At 65.0% G+C, this 21,459-nt stretch carries 19 protein-coding genes; 17 read left to right on the plus strand and 2 right to left on the minus strand.

All coding sequences use genetic code 11. From position 1 onward, the window contains the following. Window positions 1-21 precede the first annotated feature (21 nt). The 15 genes from U0004_RS01675 to gabD all read left to right on the plus strand — a co-directional run bounded on the left by U0004_RS01675 (window position 22) and on the right by gabD (window position 17,134). Entirely contained in the window at window positions 22-1,179 is a 1,158-nt protein-coding gene (locus tag U0004_RS01675) for a fumarylacetoacetate hydrolase family protein (protein ID WP_070258327.1), read from the plus strand. A 27-nt stretch (window positions 1,180-1,206) separates the two neighbouring features. After that, complete coding sequence (locus U0004_RS01680; RefSeq protein ID WP_070258329.1) at window positions 1,207-1,974, plus strand: SDR family NAD(P)-dependent oxidoreductase; 768 nt, start codon at window positions 1,207-1,209, stop codon at window positions 1,972-1,974. After that, window positions 1,971-3,758 (plus strand): IlvD/Edd family dehydratase, encoded by a 1,788-nt coding sequence (locus tag U0004_RS01685; protein WP_070258331.1) that lies wholly within the window; start codon window positions 1,971-1,973, stop codon window positions 3,756-3,758. Before U0004_RS01680 ends, U0004_RS01685 begins: the two co-directional genes overlap by 4 nt. Before the next feature lie 153 nt (window positions 3,759-3,911). Beyond that, window positions 3,912-4,886 (plus strand): D-xylose ABC transporter substrate-binding protein, encoded by a 975-nt coding sequence (gene xylF / locus U0004_RS01690; protein ID WP_115057598.1) that lies wholly within the window; start codon window positions 3,912-3,914, stop codon window positions 4,884-4,886. Window positions 4,887-5,006: 120 nt separating this feature from the next. Then, window positions 5,007-6,578, plus strand: a complete 1,572-nt coding sequence (xylG, locus tag U0004_RS01695; RefSeq protein WP_070258333.1) for a D-xylose ABC transporter ATP-binding protein — start codon at window positions 5,007-5,009, stop codon at window positions 6,576-6,578. Beyond that, window positions 6,575-7,717, plus strand: a complete 1,143-nt coding sequence (locus U0004_RS01700; protein ID WP_034783811.1) for a sugar ABC transporter permease — start codon at window positions 6,575-6,577, stop codon at window positions 7,715-7,717. The genes xylG and U0004_RS01700 overlap by 4 nt, the downstream gene beginning before the upstream one ends. A 188-nt stretch (window positions 7,718-7,905) precedes the next feature. Then, window positions 7,906-9,105, plus strand: a complete 1,200-nt coding sequence (locus tag U0004_RS01705; protein ID WP_070258334.1) for a XylR family transcriptional regulator — start codon at window positions 7,906-7,908, stop codon at window positions 9,103-9,105. Further along, window positions 9,102-9,869, plus strand: a complete 768-nt coding sequence (locus U0004_RS01710) for an aldose epimerase family protein (protein WP_139144240.1) — start codon at window positions 9,102-9,104, stop codon at window positions 9,867-9,869. Before U0004_RS01705 ends, U0004_RS01710 begins: the two co-directional genes overlap by 4 nt. 84 nt (window positions 9,870-9,953) lie before the next feature. After that, window positions 9,954-10,967 (plus strand): 2-dehydro-3-deoxygalactonokinase, encoded by a 1,014-nt coding sequence (locus U0004_RS01715; RefSeq protein WP_070258338.1) that lies wholly within the window; start codon window positions 9,954-9,956, stop codon window positions 10,965-10,967. After that, window positions 10,964-12,694, plus strand: coding sequence for an L-arabinonate dehydratase (araD, locus tag U0004_RS01720; RefSeq protein WP_034783805.1), 1,731 nt, complete (start codon window positions 10,964-10,966; stop codon window positions 12,692-12,694). Before U0004_RS01715 ends, araD begins: the two co-directional genes overlap by 4 nt. 16 nt (window positions 12,695-12,710) lie before the next feature. Beyond that, on the plus strand, window positions 12,711-13,604 hold the full coding sequence (locus U0004_RS01725; protein ID WP_070258340.1) for an SMP-30/gluconolactonase/LRE family protein: 894 nt from the start codon (window positions 12,711-12,713) through the stop codon (window positions 13,602-13,604). A gap of 13 nt (window positions 13,605-13,617) precedes the next feature. Next, window positions 13,618-14,271, plus strand: coding sequence for a bifunctional 2-keto-4-hydroxyglutarate aldolase/2-keto-3-deoxy-6-phosphogluconate aldolase (locus U0004_RS01730; RefSeq protein ID WP_070258343.1), 654 nt, complete (start codon window positions 13,618-13,620; stop codon window positions 14,269-14,271). Between the two features lie 66 nt (window positions 14,272-14,337). Continuing rightward, window positions 14,338-14,760 carry a CoA-binding protein gene (locus tag U0004_RS01735; protein WP_070258345.1) on the plus strand — a complete coding sequence of 141 codons (423 nt, stop codon included), beginning with the start codon at window positions 14,338-14,340 and terminating at the stop codon, window positions 14,758-14,760. After that, entirely contained in the window at window positions 14,757-15,599 is an 843-nt protein-coding gene (locus tag U0004_RS01740) for a PPK2 family polyphosphate kinase (RefSeq protein WP_070258347.1), read from the plus strand. Before U0004_RS01735 ends, U0004_RS01740 begins: the two co-directional genes overlap by 4 nt. A gap of 80 nt (window positions 15,600-15,679) precedes the next feature. Beyond that, complete coding sequence (gene gabD / locus U0004_RS01745) at window positions 15,680-17,134, plus strand: NADP-dependent succinate-semialdehyde dehydrogenase (RefSeq protein WP_070218955.1); 1,455 nt, start codon at window positions 15,680-15,682, stop codon at window positions 17,132-17,134. Between the two features lie 6 nt (window positions 17,135-17,140). Here gabD and U0004_RS01750 read toward each other — a convergent pair whose 3' ends face one another. Continuing rightward, complete coding sequence (locus U0004_RS01750; protein ID WP_070258350.1) at window positions 17,141-18,265, minus strand: extracellular catalytic domain type 2 short-chain-length polyhydroxyalkanoate depolymerase; 1,125 nt, start codon at window positions 18,263-18,265, stop codon at window positions 17,141-17,143. A 181-nt stretch (window positions 18,266-18,446) separates the two neighbouring features. Here U0004_RS01750 and U0004_RS01755 point away from each other — a divergent pair, with 181 nt between their 5' ends. Continuing rightward, window positions 18,447-19,040 (plus strand): glutathione peroxidase, encoded by a 594-nt coding sequence (locus tag U0004_RS01755; protein ID WP_034783905.1) that lies wholly within the window; start codon window positions 18,447-18,449, stop codon window positions 19,038-19,040. Window positions 19,041-19,156: 116 nt separating this feature from the next. Continuing rightward, window positions 19,157-19,516, plus strand: coding sequence for a DUF1428 domain-containing protein (locus U0004_RS01760; protein WP_070258351.1), 360 nt, complete (start codon window positions 19,157-19,159; stop codon window positions 19,514-19,516). 85 nt (window positions 19,517-19,601) lie between these two features. On the opposite strand, the gene pabB is transcribed toward U0004_RS01760, so the two are convergent. Continuing rightward, a complete protein-coding gene (pabB, locus tag U0004_RS01765) occupies window positions 19,602-21,446 on the minus strand; it encodes an aminodeoxychorismate synthase component I (RefSeq protein ID WP_070258352.1) in 1,845 nt (614 codons plus the stop codon). Window positions 21,447-21,459 lie beyond the last annotated feature (13 nt).

A 21,459-nucleotide genomic window follows, 5' to 3' on the forward strand; every position in this document is an offset into this window, starting at 1 on the left:
ACGACCTTTTGAAAGCATGCCATGCAGCCGATTTCTCCCGCCTCCCTGTTGCCCGCCGACCTGGCGCAGGCCCTCCTCATCGGCCGCATTTGGCGCGACGGCCCCTGCGTCGTCGCCGTGCGTGGCGGCGAGGTGGTCGACATCACGCAGACGGTGGCGACGGTAGCCGAGCTGTTCGAGCGCAGCGATGCGCTCGATATCGCCCGCCATGCACCCGGAATCGCGCTTGGCTCCGTGCAGGCGCTGCTGGAGCAGGCGCTTGCCGCACCGGCAGGCGAGCTGCTGCTGGCGCCGTGCGACCTGCAGGCCGTCAAGGCCTGCGGCGTGACCTTCGCCGTCAGCCTGCTCGAACGGGTGATCGAGGAACAGGCGGGCGGCGACGCGGCGCGCGCGGCGAGCTTGCGCGCTGCACTGCAAATGACCCTGGGCGGCGACTTGTCGGCATTGAAGCCCGGCTCGGACGCGGCGCAGCGCCTGAAACAGCAGTTGCAGCAGCGCGGCGCCTGGTCGCAATACATGGAAGTGGGCATCGGCCCCGATGCGGAAGTGTTTACCAAGGCGCAGCCGATGTCGTCGGTGGGCTGCGGCGCGCAGGTGGGCTTGCTGCCGTCGTCCGCCTGGAACAACCCGGAGCCGGAGATCGTCCTGGCCGTCAACAGCCGCGGCGAGGTGCTGGGGGCGACCTTGGGCAACGACGTCAACCTGCGCGACATCGAAGGGCGCAGCGCCCTCTTGCTGGGCAAGGCCAAGGACAACAACGGTTCCTGCGCCATCGGCCCCTTCATCCGCCTGTTCGACGAACACTTCACGCTCGACACCGTACGCCAGGCGGAAGTGTCGCTGCTGATCGAGGGCGCGGACGACGGCTTTGTGCTCGAAGGCGCCAGCTTCATGCGCGAGATCAGCCGCGACCCGCTCGACCTGGTGCGCCAGACGGCAGGCCAGTACCACCAGTACCCGGACGGTTTCATGCTGTTCCTGGGGACCATGTTCTCGCCCGTGAAGGACCGCGGCGCGCAAGGCGGCGGCTTTACACACCACCTGGGCGACCGCGTCACCATCGCCAGCGCCGCGCTGGGCGCGCTGGTCAACGAAGTGCAGCGCTGCGATGCGATTACTCCCTGGACGTTCGGCGTGCGCGCGCTGTACCAGAACCTCGCCCGTCGCGGTTTGCTTTGATCCGATTTTTTTAAAAAGAGAGACACCATGCAGCATGCAATTTATCCCAGCCTGGCAGGTCAGCGCGTCGTCATCACGGGCGGCGGCACCGGCATCGGCGTGGCCATCGTCGAAGCGTTCGTGCGCCAGGGCGCCCACGTCACCTTTCTCGATATCGCCCGCGAGGCGTCGCTGGCGCTGCAGGAAAAGCTGGCCGACCTGCCGCAGCCGCCCGTGTTCCGTTATTGCGACCTGACGGACCTGGGCGCCCTGGCCGCCACCTTCGCCGAGATTGAGCACAGCGCGGGCGCCACGGATATCCTCATCAACAACGCGGCCAATGACGACCGCCACCAGTTACAGGACGTCACGCCTGCCTACTGGGACGAGCGCATCGCCGTCAACCTGCGCCACCAGTATTTCTGCGCCCAGGCAGTGGCGCCGGCCATGCGCGCCAAGGGGGGCGGCGTAATCCTCAACCTGGGTTCGATTTCCTGGCACCTGGCGCAAGCGAGGCTGTCGATCTACATGACGGCGAAAGCCGGCATCGAGGGCTTGACGCGCGGCCTGGCGCGCGACCTGGGTGTCGACGGCATCCGCGTCAATTGCATCATTCCCGGCGCCGTGCGCACGCCGCGCCAAGAGCGGCTGTGGCATACGCCGGAGGCGGAAGCCGTGATCCTGCAGGGACAATGCCTGCAACTGCGCGTGGAGCCGGAAGACGTGGCGGCGCTGGCGCTGTTCCTCGCGTCGGACAACGCGGCCAAGTGCGCCGGACGCGAATACTACGTCGACGCAGGCTGGTACGGCGCATGAACATTCCCGCCCAACCCCAGGCGCGGCGCTTCCGCTCGCAGGACTGGTTCGACAATCCCGAGCATATCGACATGACGGCGCTGTACCTGGAGCGCTTCATGAACTACGGCATCACGGCAGAGGAGCTGCGTTCGGGCCGGCCCATCATCGGCATTGCGCAAAGCGGCAGCGATATCAGCCCGTGCAACCGCATCCACCTGGAACTGGCCCAGCGTGTGCGCGACGGCATCCGCGACGCGGGCGGCATCCCGATGGAATTCCCGCTGCATCCGATCTTTGAAAACTGCCGCCGTCCCACGGCCGCGCTGGACCGCAACCTGGCATATCTGGGCCTGGTGGAAATCCTGCATGGCTACCCGATCGACGCCGTGGTGCTGACGACGGGCTGCGACAAGACGACGCCGGCGCAATTGATGGCCGCCGCCACGGTGGACATTCCCGCCATCGTGCTGTCGGGCGGCCCCATGCTCGATGGCTGGATGGACGGTGAATTGGTGGGTTCCGGCGCCGCCATCTGGAAAGGCCGCCGCCAGCTGTCCGCCGGCTTGATCGACAACGACAAATTCCTGCAGATCGCTGCCGCCTCGGCGCCGTCGGCCGGCCACTGCAACACCATGGGCACGGCATCGACCATGAATGCGCTGGCCGAGGCGCTGGGCATGTCCCTGACGGGCTGCTCGGCCATCCCCGCGCCGTACCGCGAGCGGGGCCAGATCGCCTATGAAACGGGGCGCCGCATCGTCGGCATGGCGCATGACGACGTGCGCCCGTCGAGCATCCTCACGCGCGAGGCGTTTTTGGACGCCATCATCGTCAACGCGGCCATCGGCGGCTCCACCAACGCCCAGCCGCACCTGATGGCCATGGCGCGCCATGCTGGCGTGGCATTGCATTCGAGCGACTGGATGGCGCACGGCTATGACGTGCCCCTGTTGTTGAACATGCAGCCGGCCGGAAAATACCTGGGCGAGCGCTTCCACCGGGCCGGCGGCGTGCCGGCCGTGATGTGGGAGCTGCAGCAGGCGGGCTTGCTGCACACCGAGCGCTTGACGGTCACGGGACAGAGCATGGCGCTAAACCTGGCGGGCCGTGAAAGCGCGGACCGCGAGATGATCCACCCGTTTGCCGCGCCATTGAAGGAAAAGGCCGGTTTCATGGCCTTGCAGGGCAACTTGTTCGATTTTGCCATCATGAAGACCAGCGTGATCTCGCCCGCCTTCCGCGAGCGCTACCTGTCGCGTCCCGGCAGCGAAGGCGTGTTCGAAGCGCGCGCCATCGTCTTTGACGGTTCTGCCGATTACCACGCGCGCATCAACGACCCGGCGCTCAATATCGACGACAGCTGCATGCTGGTCATGCGCGGCGCAGGTCCCGTGGGCTGGCCCGGTTCGGCCGAAGTGGTCAACATGCAGCCGCCCGATGCGCTCCTTAAGGCCGGTATTTTGAATCTGCCGACCTTGGGCGACGGGCGCCAGTCGGGCACGTCGGACAGCCCGTCGATCCTGAACGCGTCGCCGGAAAGCGCCGTGGGCGGCGGCCTGGCGCTGCTGCGCACGGGCGACATCATCCGCGTGGACTTGAGCGCGGGCCGGTGCGACATGCTGGTCGATGCTGACGAACTGGCGCGCCGCGCCACGGCGCTGCCGCCGCCTGTCAACGACAGCGCCACGCCGTGGCAGGAAATCTACCGCGCCAGCGTGGGCCAGCTGGAAACGGGCGCCTGCATGGAGCTGGCGCTGAAATACCGCGCCGTGGGCCAGACCCTGCCGCGCCACAACCATTAGCAGGCAGGTCGGGGTAGGTCGGGTTAGCGCTCCGCGCGTAACCCGACACCACCACAGACATAAAATTTTTCAGCAGTACCCCGTAGTGAAAAAACGTTGTTAATAAAATCCACAAGGAGACACACAATGAACAAGATCATCAGTGCAGCCATCATGACCGCCATGCTGGCATTGAGCAGCAGCGCCGCTCTGGCCGATGCGAAAAACCCGAAGATCGGCTTTTCCATCGACGATTTGCGCGTGGAACGCTGGACGCGCGACCGCGATTTCTTTATCGCCGCCGCCGAAAAGCAGGGCGCCAAAGTCTTCGTGCAGTCGGCCGACGCCAGCGAGCAGCGCCAGATTTCGCAGATCGAAAACCTGATCTCGCGCGGCGTCGACGTGCTGGTGATCGTGCCGTTCAACGCGACAGTGCTCAACAACACCGTCAAGGAAGCGAAAAAGGCCGGCATCAAGGTGCTGTCGTATGACCGCCTGATCCTGAATGCCGATATCGACGCGTATATCTCGTTCGACAACGAGAAAGTGGGCGAAATGCAGGCCGAGGGCGTGACCAAGCTGCAGCCGAAGGGCAATTACTACCTGCTGGGCGGCTCGCCGACCGACAACAACGCCAAGATGCTGCGCGAAGGCCAGATGAAGGTGCTCAAACCGTTCATCGACAAGGGCGACATCAAGATCGTCGGCCAGCAGTGGGTGAAGGACTGGAGCGCCACCGAAGCGCTGTCCATCGTGGAAAACGCGCTGACGGCCAACGGCAACAAGATCGACGCCATCGTCGCCTCGAACGACGGCACGGCCGGCGGCGCCATCCAGGCCCTGGCAGCGCAAAAGCTGGCCGGCAAGGTGCCGGTCTCGGGCCAGGACGCCGATCTGGCGGCGGTGAAACGCGTCATCGCCGGCACGCAATCGATGACCGTCTACAAACCCCTGAAAACCATCGCTTCGGAAGCGGCCAAACTGGCCGTGCAACTGGCGCGCAATGAAAAGCCGGCTTACAACTTCAGCTATGACAACGGCCTGAAAAAGGTCAGCACGGTGCTGCTGAAGCCTACGCCGCTGACCAAGGCGAATGTGAACATTCTCGTCGACGATGGGTTCTATACCAAGGCGCAACTCGGTAATTGATCGCCTGTGTCATGTCGGGTGACGCGCCATGCGCTAACCCGACCTACCCGTTTTTACCGGTAGGTCGGATTCGCGTAGCGTAATCCGACATTTTTCCCCGTATCAGCAACGAGAGCAAGAATGTCCGACTATCTGCTTGAAATGAAAGGCATCGTCAAACAGTTTGGCGGTGTCCGCGCGCTTGACGGCATCGACCTGCAGGTGCGGGCCGGCGAGTGCATCGGCTTGTGCGGCGAGAATGGCGCCGGCAAGTCGACCCTGATGAAGGTGCTGTCCGGCGTGTACCCGCACGGCACCTGGGAGGGCGACATCCTGTGGGATGGCCAACCCCTGCGCGCGCAATCGATCCGCGACACGGAAGACGCGGGCATCATCATCATCCACCAGGAACTGATGCTGGTGCCGCAGCTGTCCGTGGCCGAAAATATCTTCATGGGCCGCGAGCTCACCCTGCCCGGCGGGCGCATGCATTACGCGGCCATGTACAAGCGCGCCGACGAGCTGCTGCGCGAACTGAAAATTCCCGAACTGAACGTGGCGCAGCCCGTGATGAATTACGGCGGCGGCCACCAGCAGCTGGTGGAAATCGCCAAGGCGCTCAACAAGAATGCGCGTTTGCTGATCCTCGACGAGCCGTCGTCGTCGCTGACGGCGTCGGAAATCGCCGTGCTGCTCGATATCCTGCGCGCACTGAAGGCCAAGGGCGTCACCTGCATCTATATTTCGCACAAGCTCGATGAAGTGGCGGCCATCTGCGACACCATCGTCGTCATCCGCGACGGCAAGCACATCGCCACCACGCCGATGGCGCAGATGAACGTCGAACGCATCATCGCGCAGATGGTGGGCCGCGAAATGAGCCAGCTGTATCCGCAGCGCGCGCAGCCGCCGGTCATTGGCGAGGTGCTGTTCGAGGCGCGCCACGTGACCTGCATCGATGCCGACAACCCGCAGCGCAAGCGGGTCGACGATGTGTCATTCACCCTGCGCAAGGGCGAGATCCTCGGCATCGCCGGCCTGGTGGGGGCGGGGCGCACGGAGCTCGTCTCGGCCCTGTTCGGCGCATACCAGGGGCCGTGCCAGGCCGAAGTGTGGCTCGATGGCCGCAAGATCGATACCCGCTCGCCGCAAAAGGCCATCGCCATGGGCCTGGCGATGGTGCCGGAAGACCGCAAGCACCACGGCATCGTGCCCGACCTCGACGTGGGGCAGAACATCACCCTGGCCGTGCTGGAAGAATTCGCGCGCGCCACGCGCATCGATGGCGAGGCGGAATTGACGGCCGTGCGCGGCGAGATCGCCCAGCTGGAACTGAAGGCGGCCAGCCCTTCGCTGCCGATTACGAGCCTGTCGGGCGGCAACCAGCAAAAGGCCGTGCTGGCCAAGATGCTGCTGACGCGCCCGCGCGTGCTGATCCTCGACGAACCCACGCGCGGCGTGGACGTGGGCGCCAAATATGAAATCTACAAATTGATGCTGGCGCTGGCCGACCGGGGCGTGGCCATCATCATGGTCTCGTCGGAACTGGCCGAAGTGCTGGGCGTGTCCGACCGCGTGCTGGTGATGGGCGAAGGTCGCCTGCGCGGCGACTTTATCAACGATGACCTGAGCCAGGAAACCGTGCTGGCGGCGGCGCTGGACCAGCGTCCGGCACCCGCCGCCAACACCGCAAACAAGGAACCCGCAGCATGAAACCGCACAGTATCAAACAGCTGTTCACCCAATACAAGATGCTGGCCCTGCTGATCGCCGTGGCGCTGATCTGGGCCTTCTTTTCGTGGAAGACGGAGGGCAGTTTCCTCACGCCGCGCAACCTGTCGAACCTGCTGCGCCAGATGTCCGTCACCGGCATCCTCGCCTGCGGCATGGTGCTGGTGATTATCGCCGGCGAGATCGACCTGTCGATCGGTTCCCTGCTGGGCTTACTCGGCGGCATCGCCGCCGTGCTGGACGTGACGCAGCACTGGCCGCTGGCCCTGAACCTGGCGGCCGTACTCGGCTGCGGCCTGGTGATCGGTTTGCTCAACGGCTACCTGACGGCCTACCGGGGCATCCCCTCCTTCATCGTGGGACTGGGCGGCATGCTGGCGTACCGCGGCATCCTGCTGGGCATCACGGGCGGCATCACGATCGCGCCCGTCTCCGAGCCGATGGTCTACCTGGGGCAGGGCTATCTGCCCGCCGTGCCCGGCATCGTGCTGGGCATCGGCCTGTTCCTGCTGGCCGCCTTCCTGACGTGGCGCGCGCGTGCCAGCCGCGCACAGCATGGCTTGCCGCAGACGGCGCCCTGGGCCGACGGCTTGCGTCTGGCCGTCATCGGCGCCGTGCTGTATGCCTTTGTGCAAACCCTGAACGGCTATGAAGGCATCCCGCTGCCCGTGCTGTTGCTGCTGGCCTTGCTGGGACTGTTCAGCTACATCACCAGCCAGACCGTGTTTGGCCGGCGCATCTACGCTGTCGGCAGCAATATGGAAGCGACGCGCCTGTCCGGCATCAACGTGAAAGCCGTCAAGCTGTGGATCTTCGGCATCATGGGCCTGATGTGCGCGCTGGCGGGCCTGATCAACACGGGCCGCCTGGCGGCCGGTTCGCCCTCGGCCGGCACCTTCAGCGAACTCGATGCGATTGCCGCCTGCTTCATCGGCGGCACCTCGATGCGCGGCGGCTCGGGCACCGTGTACGGCGCCCTGATCGGCGCGCTGGTGATGGCCAGCCTGGATAACGGCATGTCCATGCTGGACGTGGACACCTACTGGCAGATGATCGTAAAAGGCAGTATCCTCACCCTCGCCGTGTGGGTCGATGTCAGCACCCGGGCCGGACGCAGATAGCGTGGACCCTCGACAAACCTACTGCGCGCCCCACTATCGCCTCTGCGTTGCTCAGCGTACCTTTGTACGCTTGCGCTACTCAAGACGATATTGGACCGCTCGCTACGGTTTTTCGAGGTCCCGAAAGGCCTGACTACGTCGTGCGGCCAGAGATACTTCTTTGGCCGCCACATGGAGGAGACACCTGCATGAAACTGCCGACCGCGCACCGTATCGCGCTGCTTTTCAATGGCAACAAGATCTATGACCGCGACATCATCGCCGGCATCGCCGCCTATCTGAACACCACGCGCGTGTCCTGGGACCTGTTCCTGGAAGAGGATTTTCGCTGCCGCCTGCCTGGCATCGAACGCTGGCAGGGCGACGGCATCATCGCCGATTTCGACGACCCGGCCGTCTGTGCGGCGCTGGCCAACAGCCACCTGCCGGTGGTGGCCGTCGGCGGCTCGTATGCGCGCGCGGAGGATTACCCGGCCGGCATCCCGTACGTGGCGACCGATAATTTCAAGATCGTCAAGCTTGCCTATGAACACCTGGTGGAAGCGGGATTGAGCCGCTTTGCCTGTTTCAGCCTGCCCGAGGCCGATGTCAACCGCTGGGCGCAGGAGCGCGAAACGGCGTTTTGCGCCTTGATGGAGCGCGACCATATGCGTGCCGACGTGTACCGGGGCGTCGCCACCAGCGCGCCCTCGTGGGACGAAGCGGTGGAGCAGCAGATCGCATGGCTCAACAGCCTGGAAAAACCCGTCGGCATCATCGCTGTCAGCGACGCGCGCGCGCGCCAGCTGCTGCAGGCGTGCATGCATGCGGGGATCGCCGTGCCGGAGCAAGTGGCCCTGATCGGCATCGACAACGACCCGCTGGCGCGCATGCTTACGCGCATTCCATTGAGTTCCGTGATCCAGGGCACGGAGGAAATGGGCCGCACGGCGGCGCATTTGCTGCACCAGATGTTGAATGGCGCGCGCCTGTCCGGCACGCGCATCCTCGTGCCGCCGGCCGGCCTGAACGTGCTCGCTTCCACGCGCCACCAGCCCTTCCAGCATCCGCAGGTGATGCAGGCGCGCCACTTCATCCGCCAGTACGCCTGCCAGGGCATCAAGACGGAGCAGGTGGCCGATTACGTGGGGGTCTCGCGCTCCTCGCTCGAAGCGCACTTCCGCCATGAGCTGGGGCGTAGCGTGCACGATGAAATCCTGCATTTCAAGCTCGATGCGGCCAAGACCCTGCTGGCGCGCGGGCCGGGGCAGGTGGCCGAGGTGGCCGTGCGTTGCGGCTTTACCACGGTGCAGTACATGCATGCCGTCTTCAAGCGCGAACTCGGTTGCACGCCGCGCGAATTCCAGCAGCGCAGCCGGCCGCCGCCAGCGCCCGGACCGGCGCCATGATGCATCTGCTGCGCAATGCGCGCGGCATGTGCGTGGCCATCGACGCGCACGATGCCAGCGTGCGGGCCTGGTGGGCGCCCGACCGCTATGGCCGTCTGGCCGATGTGCTGGGCGCAGTGCCCCCGGCGGCGCGTGCGTCCACGGGCTGGCAGTGCGCGCCGCCAAACGACGGCCACTTGCGGCTGCATCTGGCGCAAGATGGTCTGTCGGTGCGCCTGGCCTACCGGCTTGACGACGATGGCAGCCTGCACCTCGATTGCGCCGCCACGGCCGAGGCGGCTTCCTGTTTCGCTCTTGCCGCGCCCCTGTTCAATCTGCAGGGCGGCCGTGCCGGCGTGGGCGACCATGTACTGCGCCTGGCCGCCGACCGCTACCGGCCTGGTGGACACTCGTGCAGCGCTCCGCTCGATGTGGCGGGCAGTGCGTTCGACTTCCGTCACGCGGCGCCGCTCGCTTCGCGCCTGGCCTGGCCCGCGCTGGCGCAATCGCCGGGATTCCGGCATGACTTTTACTGGACGGGCAGCGGCCAGCTGCGCGAGGCGGCACGGGTTGCCGACCCCGCGTCGGGCCGGGTCTTGCGTTTTTCCAGCACCCAGGACAGCTGCCATCTGTATTCCGATGCGCGCTGTTTTTCCCTGCTGGCGCAGGACGTGCAACTGCAGCCGGGAGAGGCGAGGCGCTTCAACCTTGCCTACCGTTTGGGCGTGCAGGATATCGATGCGTTTGACATATCCGAACCGGTATCAATGATGTCAAATAAGTGATTGGTCAGATATGCGGGGCAGTTCTACCATGGGGTAGTTTTTCCCTCATTTATTTTTGTCCTGACCGACGCTGCGAACCTGCCCATGAACATACTCACCATCGATGCCGGCACTACCAATACGCGTACCTTGCTGTGGCGCGCGGGCGCCGTCGTCGCCCAGGCGCAGCTGGAAACGGGCGTGCGCAATACCGCCATCGATGGCCATAACGGCGCGCTGAAACAGGCGCTGCGCGACACCATCGCCAGCGTGCTGGCCGGTGCCGGCATCGCGCCATCCGAGGTGGACCTGGCGCTGGCGTCTGGCATGATCACTTCGCCCATGGGCGTGCGGGAAGTGCCGCATTTGCCGGCGCCTGCCGGCCTGGCCCAGCTGGCGCAAGGCATGCAGGCGGTGGACTTGCCCGACGTGCTGGCGCAGCCCCTGTGGCTGATTCCCGGCGTGCGCAACCAGCATGGCGCCGTCGGCCTGCATAACGTCGAAGCGATGGACATGATGCGCGGCGAAGAGACGGAAGTCGTCGCGCTGCTCGAGCGCCTGCAGTTGCGGGGCGCGGCGACCCTGATCATGCCCGGCTCGCATACCAAACTGATCAGCGTGGACGAGCAGCGCCGCATCCTCGGCTGCAGCACCACCATCGCGGGCGAGCTGCTGCAGGCGATCACGCAGCACACCCTGATCAAGCAATCGGTCGACGGCGGATTTGCCCAGACCCTGGTGCCGAAAATGCTGCTGGCCGGCGCGGCAGCGGCGCAAAAAACGGGGCTGGCGCGCGCCTGCTTCAGCGTGCGCACCCTGGGCCAGTTCAGCGCTGTCGAATGCAATGAGCGGGCCAATTTCCTGATGGGTGCCGTCCTCAGCGGCGACCTGCTGGCGCTGCGCAACAGCACCGCCATCCAGATGCGGCCCGATACGCCGCTCGTCATTACCGGTAAACCCATGCTGCGCCAGGCGCTCGGGCTGCTGATCGAAGAACACGGATTTTTTTATGGCAAGCGCATCATCGTTGACGACCAGCAGCAAGCCAATCTGGCCGGTCACGGTGCGCTGCTGATCGCCGCCTCGCGCGGCTTGATTTCCCCGCAGGAGACAGTATGAGCAGCAACAAGAACAAGCGTCCCTTGCGTTCGCAAGCGTGGTTTGGCGGCGACGACAAGGACAGTTTTATTCACCGCAGCTGGATGAAGAACCAGGGCTATCCCAGCGACGCCTTCGATGGCCGTCCCGTCATCGGCATCTGCAATACCTGGTCCGAGCTGACGCCCTGCAATGGCCATTTCCGCGACCTGGCCGAGATGGTCAAGCGCGGCGTGCTCGAAGCGGGCGGCTTTCCCGTCGAATTTCCCGTCATGTCGCTGGGCGAGACGAATCTGCGTCCGACGGCCATGCTGTTCCGTAACCTGGCCAGCATGGATGTGGAAGAATCGATCCGCGCCAACCCGATCGACGGGGTGGTGTTGCTGACGGGCTGCGACAAGACCACCCCGGCCCTGCTGATGGGCGCGGCCAGCGTGGACTTGCCGACCATCGTGCTGTCGGGCGGTCCCATGTTGAACGGGAATTACCGCGGCAAACCGATCGGTTCAGGCACGGACGTATGGAAGTTTTCCGAAGACGTGCGGGCAGGGCGCATGACCTCAAACGAATTCAAGCAGGCCGAATCGTGCATGTCGCGCTCCGCCGGTCACTGCATGACGATGGGCACGGCTTCCACCATGGCCAGCATGGTCGAAGCGCTGGGCGTGACCTTGCCCGGCAACGCGGCCATTCCCGCCGTCGATGCGCGCCGCAAGCTGCAGGCGCAACTGACGGGCCGGCGCATCGTCGATATGGTGCATGAAGACCTGAAACTGTCGCAGATCCTCACGCGCGAAGCGTTTGAAAACGCCATCATGGTCAACGGCGCCATCGGCGGCTCGACCAATGCCGTGATCCACCTGCTGGCCATCGCCGGGCGCATCGGCGTGGACATGCGCCTGGGTGACTGGGACCGCCTGGGCCGCGACATTCCCTGCCTGCTGAACCTGATGCCGTCGGGCCAGTACCTGATGGAAGATTTTTACTATGCGGGCGGCCTGCCCGTGATCATCCGCGATCTGCTGGGCAAATTGCATGGCGAGGCGCTCACCGTCACGGGCGCCAGCATGGCCGTCAACGTGGCCGAAGCGGAAAATTTCAATCCCGAGGTGATCACGCCGCTGGCGCAGCCCTTCAAGGACGAAGGCGGCATCGCCGTCCTGCATGGCAACCTGGCCCCGCGCGGCGCCGTCATCAAGCCGTCGGCCGCTTCGCCGGAACTGATGCAGCACCGTGGCCGCGCCGTCGTCTTCAACAGCATCGAGCATTATAAAAAGCGCGTCGACGATCCCGCGCTCGATATCGACGCCAGCTGCGTGATGGTGCTGCAAAATTGCGGCCCGCAGGGCTATCCGGGCATGGCGGAAGTGGGCAATATGGGACTGCCGAAAAAACTGCTGGAGCAGGGCGTGCGCGACATGGTGCGCATCTCGGACGCGCGCATGAGCGGCACGGCTTACGGCACGGTGGTGCTGCACGTGGCGCCGGAAGCGGCCGTGGGCGGGCCGCTGGCATTGGTGCGCGATGGCGACATGATTGAACTGGATGTGGCGGGGCGCCGCTTGCACCTGGACGTCGACGAGGCCGAACTGGCGCGGCGGCGCGCCGAGTGGAGCGCGCCGCCGCCGGCCATGAAGGGCGGCTACCAGTCGATGTATATCAAGCACGTGACGCAGGCCGACGAAGGCGCGGACCTGGACTTTCTCGTCGGCTGCCGCGGCTCGGCGGTTCCGCGCGAATCACACTGAAAAACAAGGAAAAATGATGGGGACACAGGCCCAACTACTGGTCGATGCGCAGAATTTTTTGGGCGAGGGCGTGCGCTGGTGCGAACGCAGCGGCCGCGTTTTCTGGACGAATATCGAAGGCTGCCAGCTGCATGCGCTGGTGCTGGACACGGGGGAGCGCCAGAGCTGGGCCATGCCCGAGCGCCTGGCGTGCTTCGCGCTGACGGAGAGCGACGATGTGCTGTTGCTGGGACTGGCTTCCGGACTGGCCTGGTTTGACGCGCGCAGCGGGGCCGTCACGCGCTTGCACACGGTGGAGGGGGACTTGCCCATGACGCGCCTGAACGATGGCCGCTGCGACCGCCAGGGACGCTTTGTCTTCGGCACGCTCGATGAACGCCCGTGCCGCGATGCGATCGCCAGCTTTTATCGCCTCAACCTGGACTTGACCCTGGAGCGCTTGCCGCTGCCGCAGATCGCCATCTCGAACAGCATCTGCTTCAGCGTCGACGGCACGGCCATGTACTTCTGCGATTCGATGAAAAAGGCGATCTATCGCTGGGATGATTACCTGGGGGGCGACGCCAGCCGGGTGCGCGTGTTTGCCGTGCTCGATCCGGGGCCGGGCGCCGCCGATGGCGCCACCATCGACGCGGATGACTACCTGTGGAGCGCGCAGTGGGGCGCCGGCAGGGTCTTGCGCTTCGCGCCGGACGGCAGCGTCGAGCGCAAGATCAGCCTGCCCGTCTCGCAGCCCAGCTGCGTGAGCCTGGGCGGGCCGCACTACGATGAATTGTTCGTCACGACGGCGCAGGAGAGCTTGAGCCCGGCCCAGCTGGAGAGCGAACCGCTGGCCGGGGGATTGTTTCATGCGCGCCAGGTGGGCGTGCGCGGTTTGCCGGAAGTGCGCTTTGGCGCCCTGCCGGCCTGACAGGAGAGAGCAAATGCAGAAGCACACGGTTTTCGAGGGCATTATCGAACGGGGCATGGTCGGCATCGTGCGCGCCTCTTCGGCGCAGGCGGCCGTGCAGATTGCCGAGGCATGTATCGCCGGCGGCATCACGGCGCTGGAAGTAGCGTTCACCACGCCCGATACCCTGGGCGTGCTGCGCACCCTGCGCGAACGCCATGGTCATGACGTGCTGCTGGGCGCGGGCACGGTGCTCGATACGGAGACGGCGCGCGCCGCCATCCTGGCCGGTGCCCAATTCATCATCTCGCCCGGCGTGAACGTGGAGACCATCACGCTGTGCCAGCGCTACCAGGTGCTGTCCATGCCGGGGGCGATGACGCCGACGGAGATCGTCACGGCCCTGCAGGCCGGTGCCGACATCGTCAAGGTCTTCCCCGCCGAGATGTTCGGTCCCGCCTACATCAAGGCCCTGCGCGCGCCCCTGCCGCAAGCGCCGCTGATGCCCACGGGCGGCGTGACGGTGGAAAACCTGCATGCATGGTTTGCCAGCGGCGCCGTGGCCGTGGGTATCGGCAGCAGCCTGAGTGGCCCGGGCGCCACGGGAGATTACGCGGCCGTGACGGCGCGCGCGCAAGCCTTCGTGGCGAAGATGGCGGCCGTGCGTAAGGCTAAGTCTTCTGGCTAGCTCCCGGCGGGACGGGAATCTGCTACGCTAGGCGGGCAATGTCGCACGCCTAACTACGACCCGAATATGCCCAACATCGCCCGCATCCTGCAAGACAGCCGCATCATCGCCATCGTCGGCATGTCCGACAAGCCCGAACGCGCCAGCCATGAAGTGGCCGACTACCTGTTGCAGCAGGGCTACCGCGTATTGCCCGTCAATCCGGCCCTCGCCGGGCGCGATGTGCTGGGGCAGCGCGCCTATGCCACCCTGACGGAGGCTGCGGCAGCCGTGGCGCCGGCGCGCATCGACATCGTCGATTGCTTCCGCAAGTCGGCAGACATCCTGCCCATCGCCGAGGAAGCCATTGCCGTCAAGGCCGGCTGCCTGTGGCTGCAGCTCGATGTCGTCAACGAACAGGCGGCGCAACTGGCACGGGCGGCGGGGCTGGAGGTGGTGATGGACCATTGCACAAAAATCGAGCACCGCAAGCTGGCGGTGGCGGCATGAAGGCGCGCACACAATTTCGTGCCGGCAAGGATTTTGAGCTGAACGAGGATTTCGCCGGCAAGCGCCTGCTGGGCGCCGCCACCAAGGCGGCGAACAAGAAGCTGACGGCAGCCCAGTGCAAGGCCCTGGACCGCGAGGAAACCGTGGCCCTGACGGCGCAGATCGCCGAGTGCCAGAGCATGCTGTATGCGCAGCACAAAAAGAAGGTGCTGCTGGTCTTGCAGGGCATGGATACGTCGGGCAAGGATGGCACGGTCAAGGCGATCTTCAGCAATATCAATCCGATGGGCATCCGCGCCGTGGCGTTCAAGGGGCCTACCGATATCGAACTGGCGCACGATTACCTGTGGCGCGTGCACCAGCACGTGCCCGTCAAGGGCGAGATCGCCATCTTCAACCGCAGCCATTACGAGGATGTGCTGATCACGCGCGTGCAGGACATGATCGAGAAGGCCGAATGCCAGCGCCGCTACGCGCAGATCCGCGATTTCGAGCGCATGCTGAGCGAAACAGGCACCGTCATCCTGAAAATCTTCCTGCATATCTCGAAGGACGAGCAGCGCGGACGGCTGCAGGAGCGGCTCGACGATCCCGACCGCCAGTGGAAGTTCGACCCCAACGATATCGCCCAGCGCAAGAAGTGGGATGGCTACCAGCGCGCCTATGAAACGGCGATCCGCGAGACGGATGCCGACCACGCGCCGTGGTACGTGGTGCCATCGAACTCCAAGACGCAGCGCAACCTGGTGGTGGCGTCCCTGCTGCTGGAAACCCTGCAGGGCATGAAGCTGGAATACCCGGCGCCGGACCCGAAACTGTCGTCTTTCAAGGTCGAGTAGTTCCGCGCATCGCCTGCGGAATCGGCCGCGCTGTGGCATAGTATCCCTCGTCGATAATTCAAACCAGACCGGAGATCCATATGCTGCAGTTGAAAGATCCTACCTTGTTGCGTCACCAGGCTTACGTGAATGGAGCCTGGGCGGATGCCGATGGTGGCCAGACGATTAATGTGAGCAATCCCGCCACGGGCGAGCATATCGGCACGGTGCCCCTGATGGGCGCAGCCGAGACGCGCCGCGCCATCGAGGCGGCCAATGCCGCCTGGCCCGCCTGGCGCAAGAAGACGGCCAAGGAGCGCGCGGCCGTGCTGCGCCGCTGGCATGACCTGATCCTGGAAAACGCCGACGACCTGGCGCTGATCATGACCACCGAGCAGGGCAAGCCCCTGCCGGAAGCGAAAGGCGAAGTGCAGTTCGGCGCCTCGTTCATCGAGTGGTTTGCGGAAGAAGGCAAGCGCGTGGCGGGCGATACCCTGCAATCGCCGTGGCCAGACCGCCGCCTGGTCATCACCAAGGAGCCGATCGGCGTATGCGCCGCCATCACGCCGTGGAACTTCCCCGCCGCCATGATCACCCGCAAAGTCGGCCCGGCCCTGGCTGCCGGCTGCCCGATGGTCCTGAAACCGGCCGAAGCGACGCCGTTTTCCGCGCTGGCGCTGGCCGTGCTGGCCGAGCGCGCAGGCGTGCCTGCGGGCGTGTTCAGCATCGTCACGGGCGCGCCGAAAGACATCGGCGGCGAAATGACGTCGAACCCCATCGTGCGCAAGCTGACGTTTACGGGTTCGACCCAGGTGGGCCGCCTGCTGGCGGAACAGTGTGCGCCGACGATCAAGAAGCTGTCGCTGGAACTGGGTGGCAATGCGCCATTCATCGTCTTCGACGACGCCGACCTGGACGCTGCCGTGGAAGGCGCCATCGCCTCGAAATACCGCAATGCGGGCCAGACTTGCGTCTGCGCCAACCGCCTGTACGTGCAGGACAGCGTGTATGACGCGTTTGCCGACAAGCTGGTAGCCGCCGTGGCCAAGCTGAAGGTCGGCAATGGCATCGAGGCGGGCGTCACGCAAGGCCCGCTGATCGACGCCAAGGCTGTCGCCAAGGTGGAAGAACACGTGGCCGACGCGCTGGGCAAGGGGGGCCGCCTGCTGGCCGGCGGCAAGCGCCATGCGCTGGGTAACGGCTTCTTCGAGCCGACCATCATCGCCGATGTGACGAACGACATGCGCGTGGCGACCGAGGAAACCTTCGGCCCGCTGGCGCCCCTGTTCCGCTTCAAGACGGACGATGAAGTGATCGCCCTGGCCAACAACACGGAATTCGGCCTGGCCGCCTACTTCTATTCGCGCGACATCGGCCGCATCTGGCGCGTGGCCGAAGGCCTGGAAACGGGCATGGTCGGCGTCAACACGGGCCTGATCTCGAACGAGATCGCGCCCTTCGGCGGCGTCAAGCAATCGGGCCTGGGCCGTGAAGGGTCGACCTACGGTATCGAAGATTATTTAGTCATTAAATACATCTGCATGGGCGGTATTTAAGGTCGCCTAGCGCGAGCCGCGGCGCGCGGCGAGGCGGTCGAGCATGCCCTTGACCGCTTCCATCTGCGTGCCGCTCTTGCGGTAGAAATCCGGGTCGATCGGATTGATGCTGGTGTAGCCCCAGAAATCCCAGCAGCCTTTCGGGTTGTACGGGTAGACGGGGCTCGGTTCGGCCTGCGGATACAGCACGATGATCTTGTTGGCGTCCGCCACCTGGTTGTAGCCGGTGCTGGTATAGAAACGGTCGCCGATGGCCTGCGTCGTTTGCAGGCAGCCGTGGAACACCACGTGCACGCGGCAGCTCTCGCTGTCGCAGGCTTTCGGGATGTAGGCGTAGCCTGTATTGTTCATACTCGAGTACGCGTTCTGGATGAAGGCGCGCTGGTTGAAGGATATCAACTTGCCCGTCAGGGTGGTCGACGAGGGCTGCAGGTCCGGATACAGGTGCTGCAGGATGTCGCGCGCCTGCACGAAGTCGCAGTCATTGATGAAGGGCGACGCCGTTACATCGCAAGCCTTGTCCTGGTTGTTGTCCGTGATGATGGCATGGCCCGCCCCGACCGTGTCGACGAAGCGGATCTGCTCGGCCGGCGTGCCCGCCAATGCATAGAATTTTCCCACCTGCTCCACCACCGGCCGCGTCACGGTCTGGTCTTTCGTTCCGCTGAACAGATATACGCGCTGGCGTTTCAGGTTGGCCGTGTCGTCGATGAGACGGGCGCGCGCAAAATCGTTCGCTGCGCGCAGCAATTCGCTGGCTACGGGTGGCGCCACCTGCGCGCTGCCCGGATTCATGCAGGTGGTCAGGGCATTCGTCAGGTAGGGAATGTAGGGGAAACGGCCTGGCTGGCCCGAGCAGAAATACGGGCCGCCCGCAATGATGCCTGCGCCGGCCACCGTGGCCGAGTAGGCGACGGCAAATTGCGCCGCCATGAAGCCGCCCGAGGACAGGCCGGATACGGTGGTCTGGCTCAGGTCGGCCTGGTAGCCGGGCAGGGCGGGGGCGTCCCTGGTCGCGGCGGGCTTGACGGCTTTGGCCGTCGTGGCGGCGTGCGCGCCGCCTGGCGCCAGGATGAGCAGGCTGGCTGCCAGCAGGACGGAGGGTAGTACGGTCAGGTGCGGGAAGGGCATGGCGACTCCACAGGGCAAGAAAAGGGACAGGAAGGCCGAGCATAGGTAAAAAAACTGTGCGCTGGGCAAGTACTGCACTGTCGTTGATGTCGCTCAAGCAATCGCTGTTGTTGTCCGTCTCATACGCGCGCGCGGCGTTTGACATAGAATGGTTTTTTTCCGTTCAACCATGGTGCCCTTCATGTCCAAGACCCTTGCCCAGCTGTTTGCGCTCACCACCCTTGCCGCCAGTGCCAGCCTGGCCATGCCGGCCCATGCTGCCGAAGCCGCTACAGCTACCGCTGCTCCGGCCGCCTGCCCCGCCATCCTCAAGCAAACCTTCAACCGCCTGCAGGATGAAGCGCCGCAAAACCTGTGCCAGTACGCGGGCAAGGTGGTGCTGGTGGTGAATACGGCCAGTTATTGCGGTTTTACCAATCAATATGAAGGGCTCGAGGCGCTGTACGCCAAGTATGGCAGCAAGGGCCTGGTGGTGCTGGGTTTCCCGTCGAACGATTTCGGCAAGCAGGAACCCGGCAACAGCAAGGAAATCGCCGATTTCTGCTACAACACCTATGGCGTGAAGTTCCCCATGTTTGCGAAGTCCGTCGTCTCCGGTCCCGCGCCGAACCCGCTGTATGTGGACCTGATCAAGCAGACGGGCAAGACCCCGGCCTGGAATTTCCACAAATACCTGATCGACCGCCACGGGAAAGTGGTGGAAAGCTTCCCCAGCAAGGTGACGCCGGATGACAAGAAACTCGTCGGCGCGGTGGAAAAAGCGCTGGCGCTGTAAGTTGCCGAGACGCAAGCAGGCTTGAACGCCTGCTTTTTTTTTAATGTTGCGCTTGTCGTCTTGCTATCATTGTCCTAAGCTGGTTGTTCGCGTTTGTCACAACAAAGGAGAACATCATGGCGTATGTCGATGGATTTGTGGTGCCCGTACCGAAAGCCAAGCTCGATGCCTACCTGGCCATGTCGCGCAGTTGCGGCGCCGTCTGGCGCGAGTATGGCGCGCTGGAATTTCGCGAATGCGTGGGCGACGATGTCAAGCCAGGCAAGCTGACCTCGTTCCCGCAGGCGGTGGACTTGCAGGATGGCGAAGTGGTGGTGTTTTCATGGATCGTGTATGCGTCACGCGCCAAGCGCGATGAAATCAACGACAAGGTCATGAAAGATCCGCGTCTGGCCGAGATGATGGATCCGGCCAAGCTGCCGTTCGATGGCAAGCGGATGATCTACGGCGGTTATGAAATGCAGGTGGATCTCTAGCGGCTGAAACAGTCCATGGCGGCGTTGCAGTGCCTCGTCGTGCAGTTCGCACTGCCTTTGGCAATGCGCCTTGCCCTGAACGGTTTCAGGCGCTAGCGATAATATGTGCCGGCAACGCCCCGCGCAGCGCGTTGCACACGACAATGGCTTCGGCCCGTGCCAGCATGGGGCGCGTGATGATGGTTTCCTGCGCGTTCCAGGCGGGATCGGCCAGCATGGCCGCGCGCTGCACGCCGGGCAGCAGGCCGCAGGACAGGGGCGGCGTATGCCAGCGGCCGTCTAGCCGGACGAAGACATTGCTGCGCCCGCCCTCCGTCAGTTCGCCCCGTTCGTTAAAGAACAGCATGTCGAAGCCGCCTTGCGCCTCGGCCGCGCGCCAGGCCGCGTCATAGCGCGCGCGCACGCTGCTCTTGTGGCGCAGGAACAGGTCGTCCGCCACGGTGGCGTCGGGCGCCAACAGGATGTTGACCGTGTCCGGCAAGGCGGTGAGCGCGCCGCTTTGCGTCGTGAACTGGCCATCCTGGCGCAGCGCCAGGCGCAGGCGGAAGGGGGCATCGTCCGGGCGTGCCGCGCAGGCGGCCTGCAGCGCGGCACGCGCGGCACTTTCACTCCAGACAAAACCGAAGTAGGCGCAGGAGGCGGCCAGGCGCGCCAGGTGGCGCTCTTGCTGGCGGCAGCCACCGGCACGGCTGGCGTGCAGGGTTTCGAACAGTTCAAAGTCGTTGCTCAGCTCCGTCAGGAAGCGGGCCTTGAGCTGGCACTCCGCAAATTCCTCCTGCGGGTCGCTGTCGAGCACGATGCCGGCGCCCACGCCCATCTCGCCGCGCCGGATGCCGCCATGGCCAGCCGCTTGCAGGGCCAGGGTGCGGATCGGCACGGACATGCAGAAGTCGCCCACCGCGTTGGCAGCGCCGGCGGCTGGCGGATCGAACCAGCCGATGGCGCCCGTATAGATGCCGCGTGGCGCCGCTTCCAGTTCGGCGATGATTTCCATGGTGCGGCGTTTCGGCGCGCCCGTGATCGAGCCGCATGGATACAAGGCCTGGAAGATGTCGGCCAGGCTGGCGTTGTCGCGCAAGCGCGCCTGCACGGTGGAGGTCATTTGCAGCACGCTGCTGTAGCGCGTCACCTCGAACAGGGCCGGCACCTTGACGGAACCCGTGGCGGCGATGCGGCCGATGTCGTTGCGCAGCAGGTCGACGATCATCAGGTTTTCTGCGCGGTTCTTCGGATCATGGGCCAGGGCGGCGGCGCGGCGCGCGTTTTCTGCTACTTGGTCCGCAGGGGCGGCCGGCGCCGTGCCTTTCATGGGGCGCGCCATCAGCTCGCCCTGGGCATGGCGCACGAACAGCTCCGGCGACAGCGACAGCAGGGCGCCGCCATCGGGCAGCATCACCAGCGCGCCATACGGCACGGGCTGGCGCGCACGCAGCCGCGCATACAGGGCCAGGGGCGAACCGAAGGCGTCGAAGCGCAAACGATAGGTGTAGTTGACCTGGTAGGTGTCGCCGGCCACGATGTAGTCGTGGATGCGGTGCAGCGCCTGCGTAAATTGCGCCTGGTCGACATTCGCGCGGATGCCGGCGATGCCGGCCGGCGTTGCCGTCGCCGGCGTACGTTCGGCCAGCCACTGCAGCACCTCATCCTGCGACAGCTGCGTGCAATGTTCAAAGACGAGCACTTGCGCCAGCGGCGGCGCGCCGGGATCTGTCGCGCGCGGTGGCATGCCCAGCAAGTGGGCCCCCAGTTCGTAGCTGCACACGCTGACGGCGTACTGGCCGCGTTCCAAGGCCTCTTGCAGCCCCCAGAGCAGGGTGGGCCACTGTTGCCCCTCGGTGCACTGCAAGACTGCCGCCAGGCCCGTGTACAGGCGCGAACCGGCGCCGGGCGTGCTGGCGTCGTCGAGCAGGGCGAAACAGTCGGTGTGCATGGGGACAGCCGCG

The organism is Janthinobacterium lividum (genome assembly GCF_034424625.1).
GTDB classification, from domain to species: Bacteria; Pseudomonadota; Gammaproteobacteria; order Burkholderiales; family Burkholderiaceae_D; genus Janthinobacterium; species Janthinobacterium lividum.

Coding starts and splice junctions, on each gene's coding strand:
- U0004_RS01675 (WP_070258327.1), top strand. CDS start 22: ATGCAGCCGATTTCTCCCGCCTCCCTGTTGCCCGCCGACCTGGCGCAG.
- U0004_RS01680 (WP_070258329.1), top strand. CDS start 1,207: ATGCAGCATGCAATTTATCCCAGCCTGGCAGGTCAGCGCGTCGTCATC.
- U0004_RS01685 (WP_070258331.1), top strand. CDS start 1,971: ATGAACATTCCCGCCCAACCCCAGGCGCGGCGCTTCCGCTCGCAGGAC.
- xylF (WP_115057598.1), top strand. CDS start 3,912: ATGACCGCCATGCTGGCATTGAGCAGCAGCGCCGCTCTGGCCGATGCG.
- xylG (WP_070258333.1), top strand. CDS start 5,007: ATGTCCGACTATCTGCTTGAAATGAAAGGCATCGTCAAACAGTTTGGC.
- U0004_RS01700 (WP_034783811.1), top strand. CDS start 6,575: ATGAAACCGCACAGTATCAAACAGCTGTTCACCCAATACAAGATGCTG.
- U0004_RS01705 (WP_070258334.1), top strand. CDS start 7,906: ATGAAACTGCCGACCGCGCACCGTATCGCGCTGCTTTTCAATGGCAAC.
- U0004_RS01710 (WP_139144240.1), top strand. CDS start 9,102: ATGATGCATCTGCTGCGCAATGCGCGCGGCATGTGCGTGGCCATCGAC.
- U0004_RS01715 (WP_070258338.1), top strand. CDS start 9,954: ATGAACATACTCACCATCGATGCCGGCACTACCAATACGCGTACCTTG.
- araD (WP_034783805.1), top strand. CDS start 10,964: ATGAGCAGCAACAAGAACAAGCGTCCCTTGCGTTCGCAAGCGTGGTTT.
- U0004_RS01725 (WP_070258340.1), top strand. CDS start 12,711: ATGGGGACACAGGCCCAACTACTGGTCGATGCGCAGAATTTTTTGGGC.
- U0004_RS01730 (WP_070258343.1), top strand. CDS start 13,618: ATGCAGAAGCACACGGTTTTCGAGGGCATTATCGAACGGGGCATGGTC.
- U0004_RS01735 (WP_070258345.1), top strand. CDS start 14,338: ATGCCCAACATCGCCCGCATCCTGCAAGACAGCCGCATCATCGCCATC.
- U0004_RS01740 (WP_070258347.1), top strand. CDS start 14,757: ATGAAGGCGCGCACACAATTTCGTGCCGGCAAGGATTTTGAGCTGAAC.
- gabD (WP_070218955.1), top strand. CDS start 15,680: ATGCTGCAGTTGAAAGATCCTACCTTGTTGCGTCACCAGGCTTACGTG.
- U0004_RS01750 (WP_070258350.1), bottom strand. CDS start 18,265: ATGCCCTTCCCGCACCTGACCGTACTACCCTCCGTCCTGCTGGCAGCC.
- U0004_RS01755 (WP_034783905.1), top strand. CDS start 18,447: ATGTCCAAGACCCTTGCCCAGCTGTTTGCGCTCACCACCCTTGCCGCC.
- U0004_RS01760 (WP_070258351.1), top strand. CDS start 19,157: ATGGCGTATGTCGATGGATTTGTGGTGCCCGTACCGAAAGCCAAGCTC.
- pabB (WP_070258352.1), bottom strand. CDS start 21,446: ATGCACACCGACTGTTTCGCCCTGCTCGACGACGCCAGCACGCCCGGC.